General features: G+C 71.8%; 24 protein-coding genes. 15 read left to right on the forward strand and 9 right to left on the reverse strand.

The genetic code is table 11. The features are described from left to right. Positions 1-102 precede the first annotated feature (102 nt). The 7 genes from ACLBXO_RS01085 to ureG all read left to right on the forward strand — a co-directional run bounded on the left by ACLBXO_RS01085 (position 103) and on the right by ureG (position 5,954). Positions 103-1,116, forward strand: coding sequence for a LysR family transcriptional regulator (locus ACLBXO_RS01085; protein WP_447684211.1), 1,014 nt, complete (start codon positions 103-105; stop codon positions 1,114-1,116). 126 nt (positions 1,117-1,242) lie between these two features. Further along, on the forward strand, positions 1,243-1,863 hold the full coding sequence (locus ACLBXO_RS01090) for an urease subunit gamma (protein ID WP_447684212.1): 621 nt from the start codon (positions 1,243-1,245) through the stop codon (positions 1,861-1,863). Positions 1,864-1,865: 2 nt separating this feature from the next. Then, a complete protein-coding gene (gene ureC, locus ACLBXO_RS01095) occupies positions 1,866-3,593 on the forward strand; it encodes an urease subunit alpha (protein ID WP_447684213.1) in 1,728 nt (575 codons plus the stop codon). 32 nt (positions 3,594-3,625) lie between these two features. Continuing rightward, positions 3,626-4,105, forward strand: a complete 480-nt coding sequence (locus ACLBXO_RS01100) for a DUF29 domain-containing protein (RefSeq protein WP_447684214.1) — start codon at positions 3,626-3,628, stop codon at positions 4,103-4,105. Between the two features lie 33 nt (positions 4,106-4,138). After that, on the forward strand, positions 4,139-4,651 hold the full coding sequence (locus tag ACLBXO_RS01105; RefSeq protein WP_331317902.1) for an urease accessory protein UreE: 513 nt from the start codon (positions 4,139-4,141) through the stop codon (positions 4,649-4,651). Continuing rightward, positions 4,593-5,327, forward strand: coding sequence for an urease accessory protein UreF (locus tag ACLBXO_RS01110; RefSeq protein WP_447684215.1), 735 nt, complete (start codon positions 4,593-4,595; stop codon positions 5,325-5,327). The genes ACLBXO_RS01105 and ACLBXO_RS01110 overlap by 59 nt, the downstream gene beginning before the upstream one ends. Before the next feature lie 9 nt (positions 5,328-5,336). Then, positions 5,337-5,954, forward strand: a complete 618-nt coding sequence (ureG, locus tag ACLBXO_RS01115; RefSeq protein ID WP_273558523.1) for an urease accessory protein UreG — start codon at positions 5,337-5,339, stop codon at positions 5,952-5,954. 42 nt (positions 5,955-5,996) lie between these two features. Here the strand turns inward: ureG and ACLBXO_RS01120 are convergent, their stop codons facing one another. After that, positions 5,997-6,227 carry a hypothetical protein gene (locus tag ACLBXO_RS01120; protein ID WP_331317900.1) on the reverse strand — a complete coding sequence of 77 codons (231 nt, stop codon included), beginning with the start codon at positions 6,225-6,227 and terminating at the stop codon, positions 5,997-5,999. Positions 6,228-6,425: 198 nt separating this feature from the next. Between ACLBXO_RS01120 and ACLBXO_RS01125 the strand changes: the two genes are divergently transcribed. Both ACLBXO_RS01125 and ACLBXO_RS01130 read left to right on the forward strand, forming a co-directional pair. Beyond that, complete coding sequence (locus tag ACLBXO_RS01125) at positions 6,426-6,629, forward strand: DUF3311 domain-containing protein (protein ID WP_056528530.1); 204 nt, start codon at positions 6,426-6,428, stop codon at positions 6,627-6,629. Then, complete coding sequence (locus tag ACLBXO_RS01130) at positions 6,626-8,086, forward strand: sodium:solute symporter family protein (RefSeq protein ID WP_447684216.1); 1,461 nt, start codon at positions 6,626-6,628, stop codon at positions 8,084-8,086. Before ACLBXO_RS01125 ends, ACLBXO_RS01130 begins: the two co-directional genes overlap by 4 nt. A gap of 6 nt (positions 8,087-8,092) precedes the next feature. On the opposite strand, the gene ACLBXO_RS01135 is transcribed toward ACLBXO_RS01130, so the two are convergent. Genes ACLBXO_RS01135 through ACLBXO_RS01150 form a run of 4 tightly spaced genes read right to left on the reverse strand, consistent with a single transcriptional unit; the run spans position 8,093 to position 11,580 of the window. Further along, positions 8,093-8,866 carry an ABC transporter permease gene (locus ACLBXO_RS01135; protein WP_447684217.1) on the reverse strand — a complete coding sequence of 258 codons (774 nt, stop codon included), beginning with the start codon at positions 8,864-8,866 and terminating at the stop codon, positions 8,093-8,095. Continuing rightward, entirely contained in the window at positions 8,863-9,834 is a 972-nt protein-coding gene (locus ACLBXO_RS01140) for an ABC transporter permease (protein ID WP_447684218.1), read from the reverse strand. Before ACLBXO_RS01140 ends, ACLBXO_RS01135 begins: the two co-directional genes overlap by 4 nt. Continuing rightward, the gene (locus ACLBXO_RS01145; protein ID WP_447684219.1) at positions 9,831-10,889 is read right to left on the reverse strand and encodes an ABC transporter ATP-binding protein; all 1,059 of its coding nucleotides are present in this window, start codon (positions 10,887-10,889) and stop codon (positions 9,831-9,833) included. The genes ACLBXO_RS01140 and ACLBXO_RS01145 overlap by 4 nt, the downstream gene beginning before the upstream one ends. A gap of 4 nt (positions 10,890-10,893) precedes the next feature. After that, on the reverse strand, positions 10,894-11,580 hold the full coding sequence (locus tag ACLBXO_RS01150; protein ID WP_331290648.1) for a Crp/Fnr family transcriptional regulator: 687 nt from the start codon (positions 11,578-11,580) through the stop codon (positions 10,894-10,896). Between the two features lie 244 nt (positions 11,581-11,824). On the opposite strand from ACLBXO_RS01150, the gene ACLBXO_RS01155 reads away from it, so the two are divergent. After that, entirely contained in the window at positions 11,825-12,727 is a 903-nt protein-coding gene (locus ACLBXO_RS01155; RefSeq protein WP_447684220.1) for a UDP-3-O-acyl N-acetylglycosamine deacetylase, read from the forward strand. A 52-nt stretch (positions 12,728-12,779) separates the two neighbouring features. On the opposite strand, the gene ACLBXO_RS01160 is transcribed toward ACLBXO_RS01155, so the two are convergent. Then, positions 12,780-13,844: an HD-GYP domain-containing protein gene (locus ACLBXO_RS01160; protein ID WP_331317890.1), complete on the reverse strand. Its 1,065-nt coding sequence runs from the start codon at positions 13,842-13,844 to the stop codon at positions 12,780-12,782. Between the two features lie 268 nt (positions 13,845-14,112). Here ACLBXO_RS01160 and ACLBXO_RS01165 point away from each other — a divergent pair, with 268 nt between their 5' ends. Next, positions 14,113-15,978 carry an ABC-F family ATP-binding cassette domain-containing protein gene (locus tag ACLBXO_RS01165; RefSeq protein WP_447684221.1) on the forward strand — a complete coding sequence of 622 codons (1,866 nt, stop codon included), beginning with the start codon at positions 14,113-14,115 and terminating at the stop codon, positions 15,976-15,978. A gap of 17 nt (positions 15,979-15,995) precedes the next feature. Here ACLBXO_RS01165 and ACLBXO_RS01170 read toward each other — a convergent pair whose 3' ends face one another. Continuing rightward, the gene (locus tag ACLBXO_RS01170; RefSeq protein ID WP_331317887.1) at positions 15,996-17,300 is read right to left on the reverse strand and encodes an aspartate aminotransferase family protein; all 1,305 of its coding nucleotides are present in this window, start codon (positions 17,298-17,300) and stop codon (positions 15,996-15,998) included. A gap of 92 nt (positions 17,301-17,392) precedes the next feature. Here ACLBXO_RS01170 and ACLBXO_RS01175 point away from each other — a divergent pair, with 92 nt between their 5' ends. Further along, positions 17,393-18,247, forward strand: a complete 855-nt coding sequence (locus tag ACLBXO_RS01175; protein WP_447684222.1) for a LysR substrate-binding domain-containing protein — start codon at positions 17,393-17,395, stop codon at positions 18,245-18,247. Between the two features lie 65 nt (positions 18,248-18,312). Here ACLBXO_RS01175 and ACLBXO_RS01180 read toward each other — a convergent pair whose 3' ends face one another. Continuing rightward, positions 18,313-18,978, reverse strand: a complete 666-nt coding sequence (locus ACLBXO_RS01180; protein ID WP_447684223.1) for a hypothetical protein — start codon at positions 18,976-18,978, stop codon at positions 18,313-18,315. Positions 18,979-19,692: 714 nt separating this feature from the next. Between ACLBXO_RS01180 and ACLBXO_RS01185 the strand changes: the two genes are divergently transcribed. Continuing rightward, positions 19,693-20,757, forward strand: a complete 1,065-nt coding sequence (locus tag ACLBXO_RS01185; protein ID WP_331317884.1) for a WcbI family polysaccharide biosynthesis putative acetyltransferase — start codon at positions 19,693-19,695, stop codon at positions 20,755-20,757. A gap of 80 nt (positions 20,758-20,837) precedes the next feature. Then, on the forward strand, positions 20,838-21,866 hold the full coding sequence (locus ACLBXO_RS01190) for an alpha/beta fold hydrolase (protein ID WP_447684224.1): 1,029 nt from the start codon (positions 20,838-20,840) through the stop codon (positions 21,864-21,866). Here the strand turns inward: ACLBXO_RS01190 and ACLBXO_RS01195 are convergent. Then, positions 21,835-22,569 (reverse strand): dihydrofolate reductase family protein, encoded by a 735-nt coding sequence (locus tag ACLBXO_RS01195; protein ID WP_447684225.1) that lies wholly within the window; start codon positions 22,567-22,569, stop codon positions 21,835-21,837. The genes ACLBXO_RS01190 and ACLBXO_RS01195 overlap by 32 nt on opposite strands. A gap of 175 nt (positions 22,570-22,744) precedes the next feature. Between ACLBXO_RS01195 and ACLBXO_RS01200 the strand changes: the two genes are divergently transcribed. Beyond that, complete coding sequence (locus tag ACLBXO_RS01200; protein ID WP_331317881.1) at positions 22,745-23,182, forward strand: GlcG/HbpS family heme-binding protein; 438 nt, start codon at positions 22,745-22,747, stop codon at positions 23,180-23,182. The last annotated feature ends 1 nt before the right edge of the window (position 23,183 follow it).

The raw sequence follows: 23,183 nt of genomic DNA on the forward strand, positions 1-23,183 counted from the left end.
GTCATCGGATGACCTGTCATTCGGGTACGGATTGACGGTCCAGCACTTCGCATCTAGCGCTCTGGCTGTATGTGCAAAATTTGAAACAGGGGTGTTCCGTCGATGGAACAGGCGGAGGCGAGCCGGGACCCGATGCCCGACTGGCAGAGCATCCGGGTCTTCCTGGCGCTCCAGCGGTCCGGCAGCTTCCGCTCGGCGGCGACGAAGCTCGGCCTGTCGGTGAACTCGGTGCGGCGCCGGATCGACGACCTCGAGGATCTGATCGGCGCGCCGCTGCTGACCCGCCACGTCGACGGAATCCGCCTCACCGCGGAGGGCCACGCGATCCTCGAGGCCGCCGGCCGCATGGAGGCCGCGGCCTTCAGTCTGGTGCGCACCGGCGAGGGCGCGCCCTTCGCCGAGACCGGCGAGGTGCGGATCGCCGTGACGGAGGGGCTGGGAGCCTTCTGGCTCGCGCCGCGGCTCGTCGAGTTCCAGCGCGCCAACCCGCGCCTGACCGTCGACCTGCGCTGCGCGATGGAATCCGCCGACGTCCTGCGGCTGGAGGCCGACGTCGCCATCCAGCTGACGCGACCGACCAGCCCGAACCTGCGCGTCGTCAAGCTCGGCCGGATTCACATGGTGCCGTACGCGGCGCGCAGCTACGAGGAGACCTACGGGCTTCCGGCTCGGCCCGAGGATCTCGCGCGCCACCGGATCGTGGTCCAGGACGGCGAGCAGACCATCGCCCTCGCGGACTACGTGCGCACGGTGCCGGGCTTCCCCGCGAAGGTGCCGGTCACCCTCAAGGTCAACGTCAGCAGCGCGTATTACTGGGCCATCGCCAAGGGGGCCGGCATCGGCCTGTTGCCGACCTACGCCAGCGCGATCGGCGCGCAGGTGATTCCGGTGGACAATCTGGGCCGCTCCAGCGTCGACATCTGGCTGACCTACCACCCGGACGCCGAGCGGATCACCCGGGTGCGGCGGACGATCGACTGGATCCGGTCCTCCTTCGATCCGAAGCGCTATCCCTGGTTCCGGGACGCGTTCATCCACCCCCGCGACCTGCCGGGCGCCGTGAAGGGCGCGCCGCTGCCCGACCTGTTCGCCGGCTTCGTCGCCATGACGCCGTGACGGCGCCGCACCGTCGCGGTCGGGCGGCGACGCCCGGTGGTCCGGGTCCTGCAACGGAGGCCGCCAGCCCTTGACCGCGCCGCGCGCATGATCCTTGCTCCGGCCGCCGCGACGACGAGGTTGCCCGTGCTGCTGACGCCCCGTGAGAAGGACAAGTTGCTCATCGCCATGGCGGCGCAGGTGGCGCGCAATCGCCTCGCCCGCGGCGTTAAGCTCAATCATCCGGAAGCGGTGGCGCTGATCACCGACTTCGTGGTCGAGGGCGCCCGGGACGGCCGCACCGTGGCCGACCTGATGCGGGCCGGCGCCACCGTGCTGACCGCCGATCAGGTCATGGAGGGCGTCCCCGAGATGATTCACGACATCCAGGTGGAGGCGACCTTCCCGGACGGCACCAAGCTCGTGACCGTGCACCACCCGATCCGCGGTGCGGCCTCGTCCGACGTCCCCGGCGCGGTGACGACGCTGCCGGGCGAGATCGTGTTCAACCCCGGCGCCGAGCGGACCGTGATCGAGGTGGCCAATGTCGGCGACCGTCCGATCCAGGTCGGCTCGCACTACCACTTCTTCGAGGTCAATCCGGGCCTCGTGTTCCCGCGCGAGGAGGCCCGCGGCAAGCGCCTCGACATCGCGCCGGGCACCGCCGTGCGCTTCGAGCCCGGATCGACGCGGGAGGTGGCGCTGGTGCCGCTCTCCGGCGCGCGCACGGTCTACGGGTTCCGCGGCGACGTGATGGGCAAGCTCTGACCATGGCCAACACGCCCAAGCCCGCCAGCCTGCCGCGCTCGGCCTACGCCGACATGTTCGGCCCGACCGTCGGCGACCGCATCCGGCTCGCGGACACGAGCCTGGAGATCACGGTCGAGCGCGACTTCACCACCTACGGCGAGGAGGTGAAGTTCGGCGGCGGCAAGGTCATCCGCGACGGCATGGGCCAGAGCCAGGCCACGAACGCCGACGGCGCCGTCGACACCGTGATCACCAACGCGGTGGTCCTCGACCACTGGGGCATCGTGAAGTGCGATGTCGGCATCGTGCGCGGGCGGATCTTCCGGCTCGGCAAGGCCGGCAATCCGGACGTGCAGCCCGGGGTCGACATCGTGGTCGGGCCGGGCACCGAGGTCATCGCCGGCGAGGGCAAGATCCTGACGGCGGGCGGCTTCGACAGCCACATCCACTTCATCTGCCCGCAGCAGATCGAGGAGGCGCTCTGCTCTGGCATCACCACGATGCTCGGCGGCGGCACCGGCCCGGCGCACGGCACCTTCGCCACCACCTGCACGCCCGGCCCCTGGCACATCGCCCGGATGATCGAGGCGGCGGACGCGTTCCCGATGAACCTCGCCTTCGCCGGCAAGGGCAACGCGTCCCGTCCGGAGAGCCTCGTCGAGATGGTGCGGGCGGGCGCCTGCGCGCTGAAGCTGCACGAGGACTGGGGCACCACGCCCGCGGCGATCGACACCTGCCTGTCGGTGGCGGACGCCCACGACATCCAGGTCATGATCCACACCGACACGCTCAACGAGTCGGGCTTCGTCGAGGACACGATCGCGGCGTTCAAGGGCCGGACCATCCACGCCTTCCACACCGAGGGTGCGGGCGGCGGCCACGCGCCGGACATCATCAAGGTGGCCGGGCTGCCGAACGTGCTGCCGTCGTCCACCAACCCGACGCGGCCCTACACGTGGAACACGATCGACGAGCACCTCGACATGCTCATGGTCTGCCACCACCTCGACCCGTCGATCCCCGAGGATCTCGCCTTCGCGGAGAGCCGGATCCGGCGCGAGACGATCGCGGCCGAGGACATCCTGCACGACATCGGCGCGCTCTCGATGATGTCCTCCGACAGCCAGGCGATGGGCCGGGTCGGCGAGGTCATCATCCGGACGTGGCAGACCGCCGACAAGATGAAGCGCCAGCGGGGCGCCCTGCCGGGCGACGCGTCCGGCACCGACAACCTGCGGGCGCGCCGCTACGTCGCCAAGTACACGATCAACCCGGCCATCGCGCACGGCATCTCCCGGCACATCGGCTCGGTGGAGCCCGGCAAGCTCGCCGACCTCGTGCTGTGGAATCCGGCCTTCTTCGGCGTGAAGCCCGACCTCGTGCTGAAGGGCGGCAGCATCGCGGCCGCGCCCATGGGCGACCCCAACGCCTCGATCCCGACGCCGCAGCCGGTGCATTACCGGCCGATGTTCGGCGCCTACGGCCGGGCGCCCTTCGCCACCGCCCTCACCTTCGTCTCCCGGGCGGCGGTGGAGGACGGCCTGCGGGAGCGGCTGGGCGTGCAGAAGGAGCTGGTCGCCGTTGAGAACGTCCGCGGCGGCATCTCGAAGAAGAGCATGGTGCTGAACGACGCCACGCCGGTCATCGAGGTCGATCCGGAGACCTACGACGTGCGCGCCGACGGCGAGCTTCTGGTCTGCGAGCCGGCCGAGGTGCTGCCGATGGCGCAGCGCTACTTCCTGTTCTGAGATAGGATGGGTCCGGTGGCAGGAGAGCCGCGATGACGAAGATCGCCCAGCTTCCGGCGAGGGAAGACCTCTACACGACCGATCTCTGCCTCTGGACCGAGGAGCAGGCAGCCATGCTCCGGGCCGGGCGCTGGCCGGATCTGGACAGCGCCAACATCGCCGAGGAGATCGAGAGCTTGGGCGGATCCCAGAAATCCGAGATCCGGAGCCGTCTTGCCATCCTGCTGCTGCACCTGCTGAAGTGGGAATTCCAGCCGGAAGAGCGGAAGTACGGCTGGCGCGCGACCATCCTCGAGCAGCGCATCCGGATCGATGACCTGATCGACGTGAGCCCCAGCCTCCAATCCTGGCCGGATGCGGTGCTCGCGAAGGCCTATTCCGTCGCTGTCCTCGGGGCGGCGAGCGAGACCGGCTTGCCCGGATCCGTCTTTCCGAAATCCTGTCCCTACGCGATCGAGCAGATCCGTGAGCTCGGCTTCTATCCGGGCGCGCCGGAGACGGACGTTGTCTGACCGCGCCCGAGAACCCCGCCCGATCCGTCGACCATGATCCGCGCCACCCGCATCCTCCGCCGCGACGCCCTGTCGGGCGGCGAGATCGTCGACCGCGTCGTCCTCGATCACGGCGACCGCCACCGGCGCCGCGTCGCCATGCGCGGCGCCGGGGGCTTGAGCTTCCTGTTGGACCTCCCGGAGCCGACCGTGCTGGAGGACGGCGACGCCCTGGTCCTGCAGGACGGACGCCTCGTCTGGGTCGAGGCCGCGCCGGAGCGCCTGCTCGAGATCCGGGCCGCCGGCGATCACGCCCTCAAGCGCCTGATCTGGCACATCGGCAACCGGCACATCGCCGCCGAGATCGGCCCGGACGCGGTCTGGATCGCGCACGACCACGTTCTCGCCGAGATGGTCCGGGGCCTCGGCGGCACCGCCGAGCCGGTGGTGCGCCCGTTCCGGCCCGAGGGCGGCGCCTATTCGGGCGGCCACGGGCACGACCACGGACATGACCACGGGCACGACCACCCGCATGGCGGTCACCAGCACCACCATGCCGCGGGCTGACGCCCTGGAGGCGCTGCGCCTGATGGCGTGGCTGTCGCCCGGCTACCCGGTCGGGGCCTACGCCTACTCGCACGGGCTCGAATGGGCGGTCGAAGCGGGCGACGTCCGCGACGAGGCGGGCCTGACCGCGTGGCTCCAGGACGTCTGCGAGCGCGGCGCCCTGCGCAACGACCTGATCCTGGCCGCCCACGCCCACGCGGCGGCGCTGTCCGCGGACGGCGCCGCGCTGATCGCCGTCAACGACCTCGCCCTGGCCCTGGCGCCGTCGCGCGAGCTGCACCTGGAGACGAGCCAGCAGGGCCGGAGTTTCCTCGACGCGACGCGCGGCGCGTGGCCCTGCGAAGCCCTCGACGCCCTGGCCGGGCATCTGCCGGGGCCGGTCGCCTACCCGGTCGCGGTCGGCCTCGCGGCCGGCGCGCACGGCATGGATCCGGGGCCCGTGCTCGCAGCCTACGGCCTCGCCTTCCTCCAGAACCTCGTCTCCGCGGCCCTCCGGGCGGCGCCCGTGGGTCAGGCCGCCGGCACGCGGGTCGTGGCCGCCCTCGCGCCGCGCCTCGCCGGGCTCGCCGAGGCGGCCGCCGTGGCGGATCTCGACGCCCTCGGTGCCGCCACCGTCCGCCTGGATCTCGGCTCCTTCCGCCACGAAACCCAGTATTCCCGCATCTTCCGATCCTGAGCCCGCAGCATGACCTCCACGAACGGCCCCCTCCGCGTCGGCATCGGCGGCCCTGTCGGTTCCGGCAAGACCGCCCTGATGGAGCAGCTCTGCAAGCGCTTCCGCGACCGCTACGAGATCTGCGCCATCACCAACGACATCTACACGAAGGAGGACGCGCGGATCCTCACCGTCGCCGGCGCCCTGCCGGAGGAGCGCATCCTGGGCGTCGAGACCGGGGGGTGCCCGCACACCGCGATCCGCGAGGATGCCTCGATCAATCTCGCCGCCGTCGCCGAGATGAACCGGCGCTTCCCGAAACTCGACCTCGTGCTGATCGAGTCCGGCGGCGACAACCTCGCGGCGACGTTCTCGCCGGAACTCGCCGACATCACCCTCTACGTCATCGACGTGGCCGGGGGCGAGAAGATCCCCCGCAAGGGCGGTCCGGGCATCACCCGGTCCGACCTGCTGATCGTCAACAAGACCGACCTCGCGCCGCTCGTCGGCGCGGACCTGTCGGTGATGGAGTCCGACACGCAGCGGATGCGCGGCACACGGCCCTACGTCTTCGCGTCCCTGCGCGAGGGCGCCGGCGCGGACGCGGTGGCGCGCTTCGTCGAGGAGGCGGGCGGCCTCGGCCGGTGAGACGGCGCGCCGGTCCGAGGGGCCGCCGCGTCGCGGTGCGACCTAGCGCCCGGCCTCGGCCGAGCGCGCGCGGACCGACGGCGTGCTCGGCGTGCCCATGAGCGCGTCCAGGCGGCTCATCCGCGCGTTGAAATCGTTCAGAACGGTCTGGCGCGCCTTGATCGCGGCGCTGGGCTGCGCCTTGGCGGGGGTGTGCCGGGGGCGGGCCTCCGCGCGGACTGCCGGAACGGCGAGGAGCGCGGCCAGCGCCGCGATGGTCAGAGTGCGGGTCATCCGTGAAATCCCTCGGCGCCCGCCGTGTCGAACGGCGCGACGCCTCACGAGGATATGCGTGCCCGAAGCGCGGCCGCGTGCGCGAGCGCACAGCACGCAGACGTGATCGGGACGCGCGCTGTTGGGCGCTCGCGGCGTTGACAGCGCTCGGTGACTGATCCACCCCGCGATATCGGGGCCTTCTGAACGGTATCGCGCATGCGAAATCTGCGGTGGCTGGCCGCCCTGCCCTTCCTCGGGATCCTGGTCGGCCCGTTCTTCCTGAACCGGGTCGAGCCCTTCGTGTTCGGCTTGCCGCTGCTCCTGGCCTGGCTGGTGTTCTGCGTGATCGGAACCTCGGCCGTGATGGGGGTGATCTACCTGACCGACCCTCAGAACCGCGCGCCGGAGGATCCCCGATGAGCGTCGCGCTCGTCATCGTGGCCGCCGGCTTCGCGCTGGCGATCGGCCTCGGACTCTACGCGCGGGTCGGCCGCGAGATGGGGCTGGAGCAGTGGACCGTGGGCGGCCGCGGCTTCGGCACCGCCCTGGTCTTCCTGCTTATGGCCGGGGAGATCTACACGACCTTCACGTTCCTCGGCGGCTCCGGCATCGCCTACGGGAAGGGCGGCCCGGCCTACTACATCCTCTGCTACCTGACGCTCGCCTACGTCACCTCGTACTGGCTGCTGCCGCCGGTCTGGCGCTACGCGAAGCAGCACAACCTCTACACGCAGCCCGACTTCTTCGCGCGCAAGTACGGCAGCCGCGCGCTCGGCATGCTGGTGGCGCTCGTGGGGATCGTAGCCCTCGTTCCCTACCTCGTGCTGCAGTTCAAGGGCCTCGGGATCATCGTCTCCACGGCGTCCTACGGCGCGATCTCGTCGACCGCGGCGGTCTGGATCGGCGCGGCCGCGCTCACCGCCTACGTGGTGGTGTCGGGCGTGCACGGCTCCGCCTGGACGGCGGTGATCAAGGACACCAGCATCCTGTTCGTGGTGGTGTTCCTCGGGATCTACCTGCCGGTGCACTACTACGGCGGCTACGAGGGCCTGTTCGCGGCGATCGAGGCGGCCAAGCCCGGGTTCCTGGCCCTGCCCGACCGCGGCCAGAGCCCGGTGTGGTTCACCACCACGGTCCTGCTGACCGCGCTCGGCGGCTACATGTGGCCCCACACCTTCGCGTCGCTCTACACGGCGCGCGAGCCGGGCGCCTTCCGCCGCAACGCCGTGATCCTGCCGATCTACCAGCTGATCAACCTGTTCGTGTTCGTGATCGGCTTCACCGCCGTGATGCAGGTGCCGGGCCTGGCGGGGCCCGACGTCGACCTCTCGCTGTTCAAGCTCTCCCTCGCGACCTTCCCGCCGTGGGTGATCGGGCTGATCGGCGCCACGGGGGTGCTGACCGCCCTCGTTCCGGGCTCCATGATCCTGATCGCCGGCGCCACGCTGGTCGCGAACAACCTCGTCCGACCGCTGCGCCCCGGCATGGATGACGCCGCCACCGCGCGGCTCTGCAAGATCCTCGTGCCGGTGCTCGCGCTGGTCTGCGTCGGTTTCACTCTTTCGGGCGGCGACACGATCGTGCAGCTCCTGCTCATGGGCTACAACTTCGTGACGCAGCTCTTCCCCTGCTTCATCACCAGCCTGATGCGCCGCAATCCCCTCGACCGCCGCGCCGCGATCGCCGGCATCGTCGCGGGCGTGGCCACCGTGGCGGTGACGGTCCTGTCCGGGTTCAGCTTGGCGAAGCTGCCGGTCCTGGGACCGCTCCAGGACGTGAATGTCGGCATCGTGGCGCTGGTGGTGAACGTCATCGTGACGGTCGTCGCGGCCCAGGTGCTGAGGGGCGGCGCGACCGCCGCGCAGGCCGCGGAGTGACGCGGCTCAGCGCTGCCCGCGTCGACCGGTGAGCCAGGATGCCAGCAGCACCGCGACGCTCACCAGCACGACGAGGAGCGTCGAGGCCGCGTTGATCTCCGGATTCACGCCCAGCCGGACTTGGCTGTAGAGCCGCATCGGCAGGGTGGTCGAGCCCGGGCCGGAGACGAAGCTCGCGATCACCAAGTCGTCGAGCGACAGGGTGAAGGCGAGGAGCGCGCCGGCCGCCAGGGCGGGCGCCAGCAGCGGCAGCGTCACGGTCACGAGCACGCGGCCCGGCGCCGCGCCGAGATCGGCCGCGGCCTCCTCGAGAGACCGGTCGAGGCCGCGCAGGCGCGCGCCGACCACCACCGCCACGAAGCCGGTGCAGAAGGTCGTGTGGGCGATGACGATCGTCGCGAGGCCGCGGTCCAGCCCGATCCCGATGAACATGAGCAGGAGCGACAGGCCGATCATCACCTCCGGCATCACGATCGGCCCGAAGACGAGACCGGTGAACAGGGCGCGCCCGCGGAACCGGCCGTGCCGCTCCAGAGCGAGGGCCGCCAGCGTGCCGAGGATCGTGGCGAGCAGGCTCGCGAGGAAAGCGACCTTGAGGGAAACCCAGGCGGCCGACAGGAGCGGCGCGTCGGCGAGCAGGGCGCCGTACCAGCGGGTCGAGAACCCGCCCCAGACCGTCACCATCGGCGAGGCGTTGAACGAGTAGGCGATCAGCACCAGGATCGGCCCGTACAGGAAGCCCAGGCCGGCCGCCATGGCGGTGCGGGTCACCCAGCTCACGGCGCCTCACCCTCGCCCGCGCGCAGGCTGTCCCGGAACAGCACCACCGGTCCGATGACGATGAGGAGGATCAGCACGGCGACTGCCGAGGCCAGCGGCCAGTCGCGGTTCGAGAAGAACTCGCTCCAGAGCACCCGGCCGAGCATGAGCGTCTCCGACCCGCCGAGCAGGTCCGGGATGACGAACTCGCCGACCATCGGGATGAAGCAGAGTCCCGCGCCGGCCGCGATCCCCGGCAGGCTGAGCGGCACGGTCACGGTCCAGAACACCCGGCTCGGCGCGGCGCCGAGATCGGCCGCGGCCTCGCGCAGGGCCGGATCGAGGCGGTTCATCACCGCGTAGAGCGGCAGCACCATGAAGGGCAGGTAGGCGTAGACGAGGCCGACGATCACCGCCGCGTCAGTGTTGAGGATCATCAGCGGGGCGTCGATCAGGCCGAGGCGGCGCAGAGCGAGATTCAGCAGCCCTTCGGGCTTCAGGATCGCGATCCAGGCGTAGACCCGGATGAGGAAGCTCGTCCAGAACGGCACGATCACCAGCGCCACGAGCAGCGGCTGCCAGCGCGCCGGCGCCCGCGCCAGGGCGTAGGCGAGCGGCGTCCCGAGGCCGACGAGGATCAGGCTGGCGACGCCGGCGTAGGTCAGGGAGCCGAGGGCGGCGTCGCGGTAGAGCGGATCGGCGGCGAGCGTCAGGTAATTGTCGAAGTTCAGGGCCTCGAGGAAGGCCGACCAGCCGTCGATCCCGCCGCGCCAGTCGAGCAGCGGCAGGTAGGGCGGGATCGCCGTCGCCGGCTCCGACAGGCTGATCTTGAGGGTGATGGCGAAGGGCAGCAGGAAGAACGCCGCCAGCCACAGGAAGGGCGGCAGGCGCAGCAGCCGGCCGAACAGCCGCCCGCGCGCCCGGACACGCGTGGGACCGGCCCCCGCTGGCCCCGCCGCACGGTCGGACTCCGGCACGCCGGTCCTCATGCCGGCAGGATCACGGCGGCGTCGGCCGGGAAGCCGGCGCGGGTGTCCGCGCCCGGCGACGCCCCCGCCTCCGCGGGCTGCCCGCTCGCCCGGAGCGTCGCGCCGTCGGGCAGGCGCAGCGTCCGGCGCACCCGGTCACCCAGGAACACGCTGTCGGAGACGACCACCGGGAGTCCCTCCGCGCCCAGCACCACGTCCGCGGGCCGCACCGCGACCACGACTGCGGCGCCCTCCGCGAGCGCGGGCTCGGCGACGCCCCGCACGGTGCCGTACGCGGTCTCGACCGTGCGGACCGCGTCGGGGCCCGCGGGCCCGAGCCGGCCGGGGATGAGGTTCACGTCGCCGAGCAGGCCGGCTACGAAGCGGCTCGCCGGGCGCCGGTAGAGATCGGCCGGCGGCCCGACCTGGATCAGGCGGCCCGCCTCCATGACGCCGATCCGGTCGGCGAGCATCATCGCCTCCTCGGGATCGTGCGTGACGACGACGAAGGCGGTGCCGAGGCGGCGCTGGACCGCGCGCAGCTCGCCCTGCGTCTCCTCGCGCAGGCCGCGGTCGAGCGCCCCGAGCGGCTCGTCGAGCAGCAGCAGCTTCGGCTCCCGGGCGAGCGCACGGGCCAAGGCGACCCGCTGCCGCTGCCCGCCCGAGAGCGTCTCGGGGCGACGGTCGCCGAAACCGTCCAGGCGGACGAGCTTGAGCAGCTCCGACACGCGTTTCGCCAGGGCCGCGCGGCCCGAACCCTTCAGGCCGTAGCCGATATTGCCCGCCACGCTCATGTGCGGGAACAGGGCGTAGGATTGGAACATCATGTTGACCGGCCGCCGATGGGGCGGCAGCGCGGTGAGATCCTGCTCGCCCAGCAGGATCCGCCCCGCGGTCGGGCTCTCGAAACCCGCGATCATCCGCAGGAGGGTACTCTTGCCGCAGCCGGACGGGCCGAGCAGGCAGAAGAACTCCCCCGCTTCGAGGTCGAGGGACACGGCGTCCACGGCCCGATGCGGGCCGAAGCGCTTGCTCAGCTCCTCGAGCCGCAGGCGCGGCGCCGGCCGGTCGGTCAACGGATCAGGAATCCTCGCGCAGCGCCTCGGCCACGCGCGCTTCCAGGAGGTCGGGCCGGCGCAGGACCAGGGCGCCGCGGGTGCGGTCGACCAGTCCCTCGGCCGCCATCGCGGTGAATTCCCGGGTCACCTGCTCGCGGCGGCAGCCGATCCGCGCGGCGAGGACGTGGTGGTAGGGAGGGGGCGAGACCACCCGCTCGCCCGTCGTCCCGGTGCGGGGCACGGAGAGGCGCAGCAGCTCGGCGTAGAGCCGGTGCTTGAGGTCGAGCAGGGCGTGCTCCATGAGCCGCGTGTTCAGCTCGCGCACGCGCTTGGCCAGGAGCCGGAACAGCCGGTCGGCGATCGCCTCGGAGGCGAACACGATCTGCCGGAAGACCGGCGCCGGCACGACGCAGACCTCGCCGCGCGTCAGCGCCGTGACGTTGGCCGAGCGGCCGATCCCGTCGATGGCGGCGAGTTCGCCGAAGAACGCCCCGCCCCGCATCTCACCCAGGATGACTTCCTTGCCGGACTGGGTCCGGTTCAGGATGCGGACCTCGCCGGAGGCGATGAAGTACACGTCGGTCGAGATGTCGTCGAAGTCGACGAGGACCTCGTTCTCGTCGAAGCGGCGCCAGTGGCAGCGGGGCTCGTAGGGGCTGAGCTCGATGCCGGGATCCTTGAAGAAGGGTATTGTCCCCAACCGCGCCATCGATCGTGTTCCCTCAACTCCGGCCTCCGTCCCTGCCCTGACGGGGGCCGGCCAGCAGATCTGGGGACGGGAGCAGCCCGCACAGTGAAGCCGCGCCCCGCCGGGGCGGTGCTGGATCGATCGGGCAGCGCAATCGTGACGGTCGCGGGCGGGGCGGTCAAGCCGCGCGCCAATGAACAGGAGTTTATTAGCGTGGATCAGGTATGAGGGCTAAATTCCTGGCCCGCCGAGGCGGGCGGTACCGATGCATCAAGACGTTCCCTTCCCGCGCTCCCCAACCTCCACCGGACCCCGCCAGCAGGCGACGCTCGCGCACTCCTTCGAGCGGTCGGGCCGCAGCCTCCATTCCGGTCGTCACGCCACGGTCCGCGTCAGCCCGGCCCCGGCCGGCCACGGCGTCGTCTTCCGCCGCCACCTGCGGGACGGCCGGGCCGTCGACGTCCCCGCTCACTGGCACTACCGGGAATCGCAGCCGCTCTCCTCGGCGCTGCGGCGGGACGGCGTCCTGGTGCGCACGATCGAGCACCTCATGGCCTCGCTCAGCGCGCTGCGGATCGACAACGTGCTGGCCGAGATCGACGCCGACGAGCTGCCGATCTTCGACGGGAGCGCGACCCCCTGGTGCGAGGCGATCCGGGCCGCGGGTCGGCGCGAGCAGGGCTTGCCCTGCCGGGTGATCCGCCTGCTGCGCACCGTGGCGGTCGAGAACGGGCGGCGGCGCCTGCAGATCGAACCGGGTCCGGGCCTGCACATCACCGGCCACGTCGCGCTGGCGCATTTCGGGTCGATCGACTGGTCGGGCCCGATCACGCCGGACTCCTTCCAGCGGGAGATCGCGCCGGCGCGCAGCTTCGGGCGATACGTGCGGGCCATGGCGGGCCGCGCCTACGGCTACGTCATGCGGAACGACTTCCTGCAGGGCGTCTCGCCCCGGTCGGCCGCGCTGCTCGTGCGCGGGCGCGTGCTGGGCGGGATGCGGGTCGCCGGCGAGCCGGTCCGTCATCGCATCCTCGACCTTGTCGGAGACCTCGCGCTGGCGGGCCATCCGGTCGAGGGCCGGATCACGGCCTTCCACACGGGCCATGAGCTCAACCACGCCCTTGTCGCCGCGCTGATGCGGGACAGCACAGCCTGGCAACTCGTCTGACTTGCCGGCCGCCGACCGGGTGCGCTCGCAGGGAGGGCTCTCGGCCGGGCGCTCAGGCGGAAGCGCGGTGGGGTGTCTCGCAGGCGACCGCGACCGCGCCGAAGGCGCGGACCAGGTCCGCGTCCAGCTTCGTCATCATCGACTCGAGGATCGCGTAGGCCTCGCGCGGGGACTTCGGCGCCTTGTAGGGGCGCGCCTCGATCAGCGCGGCGAAGATATCGCAGATGGTGATCAGCCGGACGAGGTCCGGGATCTGCTCCCCGCGCAGGCCGTCCGGATAGCCCGAGCCGTCGAGATACTCGTGGTGCGAGCGCACCACCGACAGTGTCAGCGCGTCGTAGTCGCCCGTGAGGAGCATCTCGTGTCCGAGCGCCGGGTGGCGATCCATCTCCGCGCGCTCCGCCGGTGTCAGCGGCGCGGGCTTGTTCAGGATCGCCAGGGGGATCTTGGCTTTCCCGATGTCGTGGAGCAGCGCGCCTTTGACGAGGTACCGGGAATCGGCCTCGTTGAGCCCCAGGACGCGGGCGAACTCGGCCGCGATGCCGGCCACGCTGAGGCAGTGACGGTGCGTGACGTCGTCGAAGCTCGCCACGACCCTGAGCCAGTCGCGCACCTTGGCCTCGCGGATCGCTTGGTTGACCAAGTCGGCACCGTTCTCGACCATCGCGGCCGCAGGGACACGATCGGCGCGGAACAAGCTGACGAAGGCCGCGCGGGCATCGTTCACGTTCCGACGCCAGTCCCCGGTCCGCTGCGGAGCCTTGGCGGAGCTGGTCAGCGTCGCGACCGCGTTCAGCAACATCGCGCTGGCCGCGGCCGCCGGCATCGCGCGGGTCGCGCCGAGGGCGGTGGCCTGGATCTCGCCGCGACCGAGATTGCCGTGGATCAATGCCAGGAACGGGATGCCGGGGCCGCGCGCGGTGGACAAGGCTTGCCGCAGGCGGCGCACGGATTCGGAGGTCAGCGCACTGACATCGCTGATGATCAGCGCGGCCCCCCGCGGCGGCAGGGCGTCGCCGTAGAGGTCGTGCAGCACGACGGACGTGACGCCGCCGAGATTGCGCGCGAGCCGCTCGCCGCGCTCGACGTCGTCGGTCAGGATCAGGGTCTCGCCCAAGATTCCCCCCTGTGGCTCGCCCCGTGCCCGGGTGCTTCATCGGCTCGCGTGTTGACGCTTCAGGACCGACGAACGAGCTATCATCGCCTATATGCACAGCACTCGCCGCAGCTTTGACGGCATTCCGTTAAAATTCCGATTGCCGAAGCTGTTGATCACAGTTTCAAATAGAGGTTGAAATTGAGAGGGCGGCTTGCCGCCGAGACGGCGCGCCGTCCGCGCGGCGGGGGCGCTTGCCTCGCGGCGCCCGGACCGCCAGAACGCCGGCATGCTGCGCGTCAACGACCTCACCTATCGCATCGGCGACCGTCTGATCCTCGATTCCGCGAGCTTCACGATCCCGGAGGGCGCCCGCGTCGGGCTCGTCGGGCGCAACGGGGCCGGCAAGACCACCCTGTTCAAGGCCATTCTCGGCGACCTCCCGGTCGACGCAAAGGCGGTGGCGCTACCCAGAGGCATGCGGATCGGCGCCGTCGCCCAGGAGGCACCGGCCGGGCCGGAGACGCTGCACGCGGTCGTTCTGGCCGCCGACACGGAGCGCGCCCGCCTGATGGCGGAGGCCGAGCACGCGGACGGGCTGCGCCGGGCCGAGATCGAGACGCGGCTCGTGGATATCGGCGCCCACTCGGCGCCGGCCCGGGCCGCCGCGATCCTGCACGGGCTGGGCTTCGACGCGGCGGCCCAGGCACGGCCCTGCGCGGACTTCTCCGGCGGCTGGCGGATGCGCGTGGCGCTCGCCGCAGTCCTGTTCTCGGAGCCGGACCTGCTGCTCCTCGACGAGCCGACCAACTACCTCGACATCGAGGGCACGCTCTGGCTGTACGACTACCTGGAGCGCTACCCGCGCACCGCGATCATCATCAGCCACGACCGTGACCTGCTCGACACGAGCGTCGACCACATCCTGCACCTCGACCGCGGCAAGCTGACGATCTACCGCGGCGGCTACACCAGCTTCGCCAAGCAGCTCTCGGAGAAGCGCGTCCTCCAGGCCAAGGCGAAGGCCAAGCAGGATGCCGAGCGCGCGCACCTGCAGAGCTTCATCGACCGCTTCAAGGCCAAGGCCACCAAGGCGCGGCAGGCCCAGTCGCGGATGAAGCGGCTCGCCAAGATGGAGCCGATCGCGGCGCTGCTCGAGGACGACGTGCCGGTGATCCATCTGCCGAGCCCGGAGAAGCCGCTGTCGCCGCCGATCGTCGCCCTGGAGCGGGTGAAGGCCGGCTACGGGGACCGGATCGTCCTGACCGGCCTCGACCTCAGCCTCGCGCCGGACGACCGGGTCGCGCTGCTGGGCGCCAACGGCAACGGCAAGTCGACCTTCTGCAAGCTGATCGGCGGCCGGCTCGGCCCGGTCGCCGGCGAGGTGAAGCGCTCGTCCAAGATGGAGGTCGCCTACTTCGCCCAGCACCAGCTCGACGAGCTGCGCCCCGCCGAGAGCGCCTACGCGCATGTCCGGACCCTGATGCCGGACGTGCCGGAGGCGAAAGTGCGCAGCGCGACGGCGCGGCTCGGTTTCGGCGCCAACAAGGCCGACACGCCGGTCGAGAAGCTGTCGGGCGGCGAGAAGGCGCGGCTGCTCATGGGGCTCGCGGCCTTCCACGGCCCGCACCTCCTGATCCTCGACGAGCCGACCAACCACCTCGACATCGAGAGCCGGCAGGCTCTCGTGGAGGCGATCAACGACTACGAGGGCGCCGTCATCCTCGTCTCGCACGACCGATTCCTGGTCGAGGCCTGTGCCGACCGGCTCTGGCTGGTCGCGGACGGCACGGTGAAGACCTTCGACGGCGACATGGACGATTACCGGCGCTTCGTCCTGTCGGGGCCCGAGCGGGAGTCCGAGCGCGAGTCCGAGCCGTCCGGCGGCCAGAAGGCCGAGGCGCGCCGCGCCGGCGTCGAGCGCCGCGCGGCCCTCGCGCCCCTGCGCAAGCGGCTGGAGTCGATCGAGGCCCGGATGGCCAAGCTGACCGCGGCGATCCAGAAGATCGACGCGGCCCTGGAGGACGGGTCCGCGTTCCGGGAGAACGCCGCCAAGGCCGGCGAGATCGCCAGGATGCGGTCGGACGCCGCGACCGCGCTCGCCGCCGCCGAGGAGGAGTGGCTGTCGGTCAGCGCGGAGATCGAGGCGGCCTGACGGGGCCGCCCGTCGCCTCACACCGAGGCTTCGATCGCCCGTTCCAGGATGTCGACACCGAGGTCGATCTCCGCGTCGGTGGCGGTCAGCGGCGGGGCGATGCGGAACACGCCGCCCATGCCGGGCAGCTGCACGATGTTCATGCTCAGCCCGAGCGCGAGGCAGCGCCGCGTGATCGCGTCGCCGAGTTCCGGCGCGGGCACTTTCGTGTCCCGGTCGGCCACGATCTCCATGCCCTGCAGAAGGCCGCGCCCGCGCACGTCGCCGATGCAGGCGAAGCGCTGCTGCAGCGCCCGCAGCCGCGCCGCCAGCCGCGCGCCGGCCGTCTGGGCCCGGTCGACCAGGCCGTCGCGCCGGACGATCTCCAGCACCTTGAGTCCGACCGCGGCGGGAAGCGGGTCGGAGACGTGCGTCGTGTAGAACAGGAAGCCGCGCGCGTGGCAGAGATCCTCGATCTCCGGCGTGGTCAGGACCGCCGCGAGGGGCAGGCCGGCGCCCAGGGTCTTCGACAGGGTCAGGATGTCGGGCACCACGCCGTCGCGCTCGCAGGCGAACATCAGGCCGGTGCGGCCGATGCCGGTCTGGGCCTCGTCGAGGATCAGCAGCATGCCCCGCTCGGTGCACTTGCGCTTGAGCGCCGCGAGATAGCCGGGCGGGAGTTCGAGGATGCCCCCGGAGCTGAGGATCGGCTCGGCCAGGAAGGCCGCGAGGTTGCCGGTCGACTGCCGGTCCACCAGGGCGAAGGCGTAGTCGAGCTCGGTCTGCCAGTCGGCGGCCCCGTCGCGCGCGAAGGTCGGGCGGTAGGCGTTCGGTGCGGGGATCGCGAAGGACCCGACGGGGGCCGGGCCATAACCCTTGCGGCCGGCGCTGTAGGTCGCCGAGGCGGCGCCCGCCGTCATGCCGTGCCACGACTGCGCGAAGCTCACGATCTCCCAGCCGCCGGTGGCGAGCTTGGCCATGCGCAGGGCCGCCTCGTTGGCCTCGGCGCCGGTGGTCAGGAGAAGCGCCCGCTCCAGGCCGCCGGGGGCGAGGCCGGCCAGCGCCGTGGCGAGGTCGACGACCGGCCGGCTCAGCATGCCGCTGAACAGGTGATCCAGGCGGCCGACATGGTCCGAGACGACCGCGGCGATCTCGGGATGACCGTGTCCCAGGATCGCGCTCATCTGTCCGGAGGTGAAGTCGAGGATCTCCCGGCCGTCCGCGTCGTAGACGAAGCTGCCCTGCGCGCGCTCGATGATGACCGGCGCGAAGGCGCCGCCGTAGCGCACGAGGTGCCGGCGGGCGCGCGTCCAGAAATCGGGGTCGTCGTTCCGCGTCGTCATCGAGCCGGGTCCCGTGTCAGGCGCCACCATGCTAGGACCGCCGGCGACACCAGAGAAGCTTATAGTTCTCAAGCGAGGGTTCAGCGATCCTGATGGCCCGGAGCCTCGACATCGACCTCCTGCGCAGCTTCGCCACGGTGGCGGAGACGGGCGCGCTGAGCCGGGCCGCGGAGCGTGTCGGGCGCAGCCAGGCCGCCCTCAGCATGCAGATGAAGCGGCTGGAGGAGCTGGTCGCGCAGCCGCTGCTGCGGCGGACCGGCCGCGGTGCGGTGCTCACCGTCCAGGGCGAGCGCCTCCTCGTCCACGCGCGCCGGATCCTGGCCTCGCACGACGATGCGGTGGCGGAGCTGTGCGGCGGGCGCCTCGACGGCACCCTGCGGTTCGGCTGCCCGGACGATTACGCGCAGGCCTTCCTCCCCGCCCTGCTGCGCGGCTTCGCGCGCCTCCACCCCGACGCGGCGATCGAGGTGGTCTGCGCCGCGACGCCCCGTCTGGAGGATCGGCTCGCCCGCGGCGGGCTCGATCTGGCCCTCGTCTCCGTCGCGCTGGACGGCGGGCGGGAGATCCTCCGGCGCGAGGACCTCGTCTGGGTCGCGCCGCGCGGCGGCGGCGCGCCCTGGCCCGACCCGCTGCCGCTCGCGCTCGGCGACCCCGACACCCTGGACCACCGCGCGGCCCGGACCGCCCTCGACGCGGCCGGGCGCGCCTACAGGATCGCCTACGCGAGCGGCAGCCTGTCCGGCCTGCTCGCGGTGGCGCGCTCCGCCCAGGCGGTCGCGGTCCTGACCCGCGCCGCGGTCCCGCCCGACCTGCGCATCCTGACCCGCGGCAGCGGCCTGCCCGCGCTCGCGCGGATCGGCCTGACGATCCGCCTGGACGCGGCGCACGCCGCGCCGCTGACCCGCGCCTTCGCCGCCCACCTGCGCGCGGTGCTGCCGACGCTCTGATCGGGCCGTGGCGCGTGTCACCGTCCCGTCCGGGGCGGGCTGCCCGCAACCGGGCTCGCGCGGCCCTAGGCTTCCTCGGACGGCTTCCGCCAGACGACGACGATCTCGTCGTTGTCGACGTTGATCCAGTTGATGTGCGCGCTCGGATGGGCCTGTCGGATCGTCTCGAAATGCGCGCTGTTGCAGAGCAGGAAGACGTCGCTGCCCGTGTCGTCCATGTCGGCCTCGGCCTCGTGCAGGACGGAGCGCAGACTCGGACCCGGCCCTTGCACGGCCCGGTACTTCCGGCCTGCCAGCTCCGGGAAGGCGACGCTCCAGGCCGCCGTCACCCGCGGGGAATCGTAGTCCACGACCGTGTCGGTCCCGACGTGGCGGGTCGGGCTGTGGTCTAACCGGGCATCCTCGCTCCAGTTGCGATGGGCGGCGGCGATCGTCTTCGTCGTCTCCGGCGACACGACCGGCGTCGTCGCCGTGGCCGTCGCCATCGCCGCGGCGGCGGCTCGCGTGCCCCGCCGGTCGGTCGCGTCGAGCGCGGCCTCGATCACCCGGATCCGATTCTCGACCAGGGCGAAGACCGCCCCGGCCGCCTCCGGCGTGAGCGTGTAGATCGACCGCGGATCCGGCGCCGAGGCGGATTTCACCGCCTGTGTCGGCGCGAGCGCGGCCGCGTCGGCGGCGTGCGTCTTCGGCGAGGCCGCCGCGATCGCCGCCATGGGAGGGACGTAATCCATCGCACAGTCTCCAGCTTTCGACCCGATGCGGAACCCGACCCTCATCCCGCCCAGCATCTTCGCCCGTGCATCGATCGGTCTTCGACAGTGCTGCGGGGCGTGGGTCGTCGGCCGTCGCGGAGAAGCGGAACCGCGGGCGTCCCACCGACGCGCCGTTCGGTCCTTGCGGACCGAGTCAGGCCGTGCGGAGTGATCGATCCGGAGCCCGCCGCGCCTGTCCGGGCAGCCGGTTACGCGGAGTGGAGGCGAGGGAGGCGGACCACCTCGGTCATCGGGGGCCCGCCGGTCCTCATGACCGCGAACGCCCCATCCGCGAGCTTCATGCCTCGTTGAATCCGATGTGCATCCAACGACTTGACTCTGTCAACGGTGCGCAAGTTGAATCGCTGTATCGTTCCGATCTTTCCGCGCGGCCGTCACCGCGGAATGCGGACGTTGAGTCGTGACGATCTATGCGTTGCTTTACTGGATTCTGCGCGCGATCGGACTGTGTTTCGCGTCATCGCGGCCGTCGGATCGCGCGCCTCGAGCGCCGGTGTTTTACGAAAGCGATCGATGCCGGAGCCTCGGCTGCGCCGCGCGGCGCTCGCGACCCGCGAGGCGTTCGCTTCCTCGGACGCGGCCGTCGTGGCGGCTGAAACGGCGGTTCGGCTCTGCGGGATCCGCATGGGTGCGGTGTTTGCCCGCGGCCCGTGGACATGCGAGAGAGGCCGGATGTTGACCGTCGATAGCCTCTGGCGCGCGCGGCACCGGCTCGCGCAATTCGGGAAGAAGCGGACCGGCTCGCCGCGAATCCTCGTGATCGGCGTCTGCCAAGCCGGATCCATCGCCAAGACGATGCGCTACCTGCTCCCGCACGCGCAGGTAGATTTCGTCTCGGCGTTCACCGCGTCCCGCCGGTTCCCGCGGCTCGCCGACCTGATGGCGCACGCGGACGGGTACGATCACGTCTTCACCAGCATCTACCTGCCCAAATTCAAGGGCGGCGGCACGATCGACACGCTGCGGACCCATCCGAAGGTCCGGCTGATCCCCACCATCGTGTTCAGCGCCTACCATCCCGACCTCGTCCATGTCGGCGTTCAGGATCACGTCACGCTCAACGGCCTGATCTCGGGACCGATGGGGCACTCGCACTCGGCGATCACGCTGTTCGCCTACCTGTCGGGCTTCTCCCAGGCGCAGGCGCTGCGGCTGTTCTCCGAGCCGGTCTTCGAGCGCCTCGGATACTTCAACCTCTGGGACGAGTCGGTCGCGTACCTGCGCGGGCTCGGCGTCCAGGCCGGGTACGATCTCGACACGCACCTCACGCGCTGGGCGCGTCGGGGCTGCTTCATGCACTCGATCAACCACACCAAGCTCTACGTCGTGGCCGACCTCGCCCGCGGCCTGCTGACCCGGGCCGGTGTGCCCTTCGAGGAATGCGACCTCGACGCGTTCCTCCCGGACGATCTCGGCGGTCAGGGCAGCTGGCCGGTCTATCCGGAGATCGCCCAGCACTACGGCGTGCCCGGCAGCGCCCTGTTCTTCAAGGCGGAGACGCGACGGTCCGGCCCGGCGCGCACGATGAGCCGGCCGGAATTCGTCGCCGCCTCCTACGCGAATTACGACCGGCGCGAGCGGAAGCTCCTGATCTCGCAGCGCGTCCAGGGCTGGCTCAACGATCCGCCGACGGTAGATTTCCTGCGCGAGGCCGCGGGCCGCGGCGACGCGCCGGTGCGGCCCGCGAGTCGGGCCCCGGCGGTGAATGCCGGCAGCCTCGCCGGCCACGCCTCGTAGCGTCCGTCCGGGCACTTCCCAGCCGTCCCGGCGTTGTCGCGCACGGCCCGCCGCCGCGGGATGGACGTCGAGGTGTCCCGATGAGTTCCGTGTCCCGCCATCGCGCCGGTCGCACCGCGACCGCGGCGGCCCTCACGCTCGTCGGCTCGGCCTCGGCCCTGGTCGGTTGGAGCGCGCTCGCGGTGGACCGGCGCATGGCCCTGCCGCCGGCTCTGCCGGGCCGGCACGAGCGGATCCGGTCCCGGCGCGCCGGCGCGCTCTCGCTCTACGGGGCCGCCGAGGCCGAGGGCGTACCGCTCCTGCTGATCCACTCGATCAACGCGGCGGCCAACGCCTACGAGGTCCGGCCGCTGTACCTGCGCTACCGCGGGTCCCGGCCGGTCTACGCCCTGGACCTGCCGGGCTTCGGTTTCTCGGAGCGCTCGCGCCGCGCCTACACGCCGCGCCTGATGGTGGAGGCGATCCACGCGGCCGTCGACGAGATCCGCAGCCGGCACGGCGGCTGGCCGATCGACGCCCTGGCGCTGTCGCTCTCGTGCTCGTTCCTGGCGCGGGCGAGCCTGGAGCGGTCCGACGCGTATCGCAGCCTCGCGCTGATCAGCCCGACCGGGTTCGACGCCCGCCTCTCCGGGGAAGGCCCGCCGGACGGCCACCGCGGCCGCGACTGGCTGCGCCGGGTCCTCGATCGCCCCCCTCTGGGGCGGCCGCTCTTCGACGCCCTGGTGACCCGGCCGAGCATGCGGTTCTTCCTCGAGAAGACCTTCGGCACGTCCGAGATCGACGAGGGCCTCCTCGCCTACGATCACGCCTCGGCCCACCAGCCCGGCGCCGAGCACGCCCCGTTCTGCTTCATCGCGGGCCACCTGTTCCCGACCGACGCGACGCGCCTCTACGAGCGCCTGCGCCTCCCGGTCTGGATGGTGCACGGCGTGCGCGGCGACTTCGTCGACTACCGGCTGGTGCCGCGGGTCGCCGGCCGGCCCAACTGGCGCGTCGAGACCCTGCCGACCGGCGCGTTCCCGCATTTCGAGCAGCCGGAGGCGGTCGCCGCCGGCTACGACGCGTTCCTGACCGGCATCATTCGCCTGCCGGCGGCTCGACCGGCGTGATCCGGTAGCGCAGCCACACGACGCCGTCCGGCAGGCGCTCGCAGGCCGTCAGGTCGAGCTTGCGCCGGCTGCCCATCGTGTCCGCCTCCTCGCCTGCGAAGTCGAACACGGCCGGCGTTCCGCTCAGGCCGTCGACCGCGGGGGCGAGGAGCAGGCTCAGCTCGTCGATGAGGCCGGCCTTCAGCATCGAGCCGTTGATGCGGCCGCCGCCCTCGACGAGCAGCCGCTCGATCCCGAAGAGGGCCCGCAGCTTCGCGGCCGCCAGGGCGAAGTCGACCGCCCGGTCCCCCGCGAACAGGTAGGACTGGCCGCGGGCCCGGAGCGCGCGCAGGTGCTCATCGGGTACGGACTCGGTGAGCACCACCACGACGTGGTCGCCCTCGATCGCGTCGCGCGCGCCCCAGTCCAGGCGTCCGCGCGCGTCGAGGGCCACGGCGTAGCCGGACGCGTCGCGGCGGGCGACGTGGTCCTCCCGCGGGATCGGCACGCCGTCGTCGGCGACCGGCTCGGGCAGCGGGTCGGCGCTGTCGGCGTAGCCCTGCATGGTGACGCGGCCGCACATCCAGGCATCGCCCTTCAGTTCGCCGTGGACGCGCTCGTAATGGCTGTCGGCGTCCAGCGTCGTCCAGCGGCGTACCTTGATCCGGCCGTCGACCGACGCGGTCATGTGACAGATCACGTAGGGGCGTTCGGCCGATGCCATGGACGATCCTCGCTCGGCGCGCCGGCATTTCCCGCGCGGGCCAACGCGGAACTAGGCGGCGCGCCGGCCGGGCCCAGCGGAGCGAACGCCGCAGCGACCGGCGTCGGTGGACCCGGCCGGCCCCGGTCCTTAAGGATGAGGACGCCGCACGGAGCGGCGTCCGTGTTGGAATCCGATGATCGACCTGACCCTCGAGGCCGCCCGCACCGTCGTCGACACTGCCCTGCGCGAGGCGCGGGCGCGCGGCCTCAAGCCCCTGGCCGTCGTCGTCTACGACGCCCGCGGCGCCCTCAAGGCGGTCGCGGTCGAGGACGGCACGTCCCTGCGCCGCGCCGAGATCGCCAGCGGGAAGGCCAACGGCGCCCTGGCGCTCGGCCTCGGCTCCCGGGCGATCCACGCGCGGGCGGAGCAGCAGCCCTACTTCGTCGCCGCCGTCACCCACGTCGCCGGGCCCGACGCCCTCGTGCCGGTGCCGGGCGGCGTGCTGATCCGGTCCGGCGAGGGACGTCTCCTCGGCGCGGTCGGCATCTCCGGCGACACCTCCGACAACGACGAGATCTGCGCGGTGGCCGGGATCGAGGCGGCCGGCCTGAAGCCGGATACCGGCGCCTGAC

Source organism: Methylobacterium sp. C33D, from assembly GCF_053345825.1.

Excerpts from the sequence above, each read along its gene's own strand:
- ACLBXO_RS01105 (WP_331317902.1), top strand. The coding sequence starts at position 4,139 with ATGATCCGCGCCACCCGCATCCTCCGCCGCGACGCCCTGTCGGGCGGC.
- ACLBXO_RS01110 (WP_447684215.1), top strand. The coding sequence starts at position 4,593 with ATGACCACGGGCACGACCACCCGCATGGCGGTCACCAGCACCACCATG.
- ACLBXO_RS01180 (WP_447684223.1), bottom strand. The coding sequence starts at position 18,978 with ATGGATTACGTCCCTCCCATGGCGGCGATCGCGGCGGCCTCGCCGAAG.
- ACLBXO_RS01150 (WP_331290648.1), bottom strand. The coding sequence starts at position 11,580 with ATGGCGCGGTTGGGGACAATACCCTTCTTCAAGGATCCCGGCATCGAG.
- ACLBXO_RS01140 (WP_447684218.1), bottom strand. The coding sequence starts at position 9,834 with ATGAGGACCGGCGTGCCGGAGTCCGACCGTGCGGCGGGGCCAGCGGGG.
- ureC (WP_447684213.1), top strand. The coding sequence starts at position 1,866 with ATGGCCAACACGCCCAAGCCCGCCAGCCTGCCGCGCTCGGCCTACGCC.
- ACLBXO_RS01130 (WP_447684216.1), top strand. The coding sequence starts at position 6,626 with ATGAGCGTCGCGCTCGTCATCGTGGCCGCCGGCTTCGCGCTGGCGATC.
- ACLBXO_RS01155 (WP_447684220.1), top strand. The coding sequence starts at position 11,825 with ATGCATCAAGACGTTCCCTTCCCGCGCTCCCCAACCTCCACCGGACCC.
- ACLBXO_RS01195 (WP_447684225.1), bottom strand. The coding sequence starts at position 22,569 with ATGGCATCGGCCGAACGCCCCTACGTGATCTGTCACATGACCGCGTCG.
- ACLBXO_RS01120 (WP_331317900.1), bottom strand. The coding sequence starts at position 6,227 with ATGACCCGCACTCTGACCATCGCGGCGCTGGCCGCGCTCCTCGCCGTT.
- ACLBXO_RS01165 (WP_447684221.1), top strand. The coding sequence starts at position 14,113 with ATGCTGCGCGTCAACGACCTCACCTATCGCATCGGCGACCGTCTGATC.
- ACLBXO_RS01190 (WP_447684224.1), top strand. The coding sequence starts at position 20,838 with ATGAGTTCCGTGTCCCGCCATCGCGCCGGTCGCACCGCGACCGCGGCG.
- ACLBXO_RS01085 (WP_447684211.1), top strand. The coding sequence starts at position 103 with ATGGAACAGGCGGAGGCGAGCCGGGACCCGATGCCCGACTGGCAGAGC.
- ACLBXO_RS01175 (WP_447684222.1), top strand. The coding sequence starts at position 17,393 with ATGGCCCGGAGCCTCGACATCGACCTCCTGCGCAGCTTCGCCACGGTG.
- ACLBXO_RS01185 (WP_331317884.1), top strand. The coding sequence starts at position 19,693 with ATGTTGACCGTCGATAGCCTCTGGCGCGCGCGGCACCGGCTCGCGCAA.
- ACLBXO_RS01170 (WP_331317887.1), bottom strand. The coding sequence starts at position 17,300 with ATGACGACGCGGAACGACGACCCCGATTTCTGGACGCGCGCCCGCCGG.
- ACLBXO_RS01125 (WP_056528530.1), top strand. The coding sequence starts at position 6,426 with ATGCGAAATCTGCGGTGGCTGGCCGCCCTGCCCTTCCTCGGGATCCTG.
- ureG (WP_273558523.1), top strand. The coding sequence starts at position 5,337 with ATGACCTCCACGAACGGCCCCCTCCGCGTCGGCATCGGCGGCCCTGTC.
- ACLBXO_RS01100 (WP_447684214.1), top strand. The coding sequence starts at position 3,626 with ATGACGAAGATCGCCCAGCTTCCGGCGAGGGAAGACCTCTACACGACC.
- ACLBXO_RS01200 (WP_331317881.1), top strand. The coding sequence starts at position 22,745 with ATGATCGACCTGACCCTCGAGGCCGCCCGCACCGTCGTCGACACTGCC.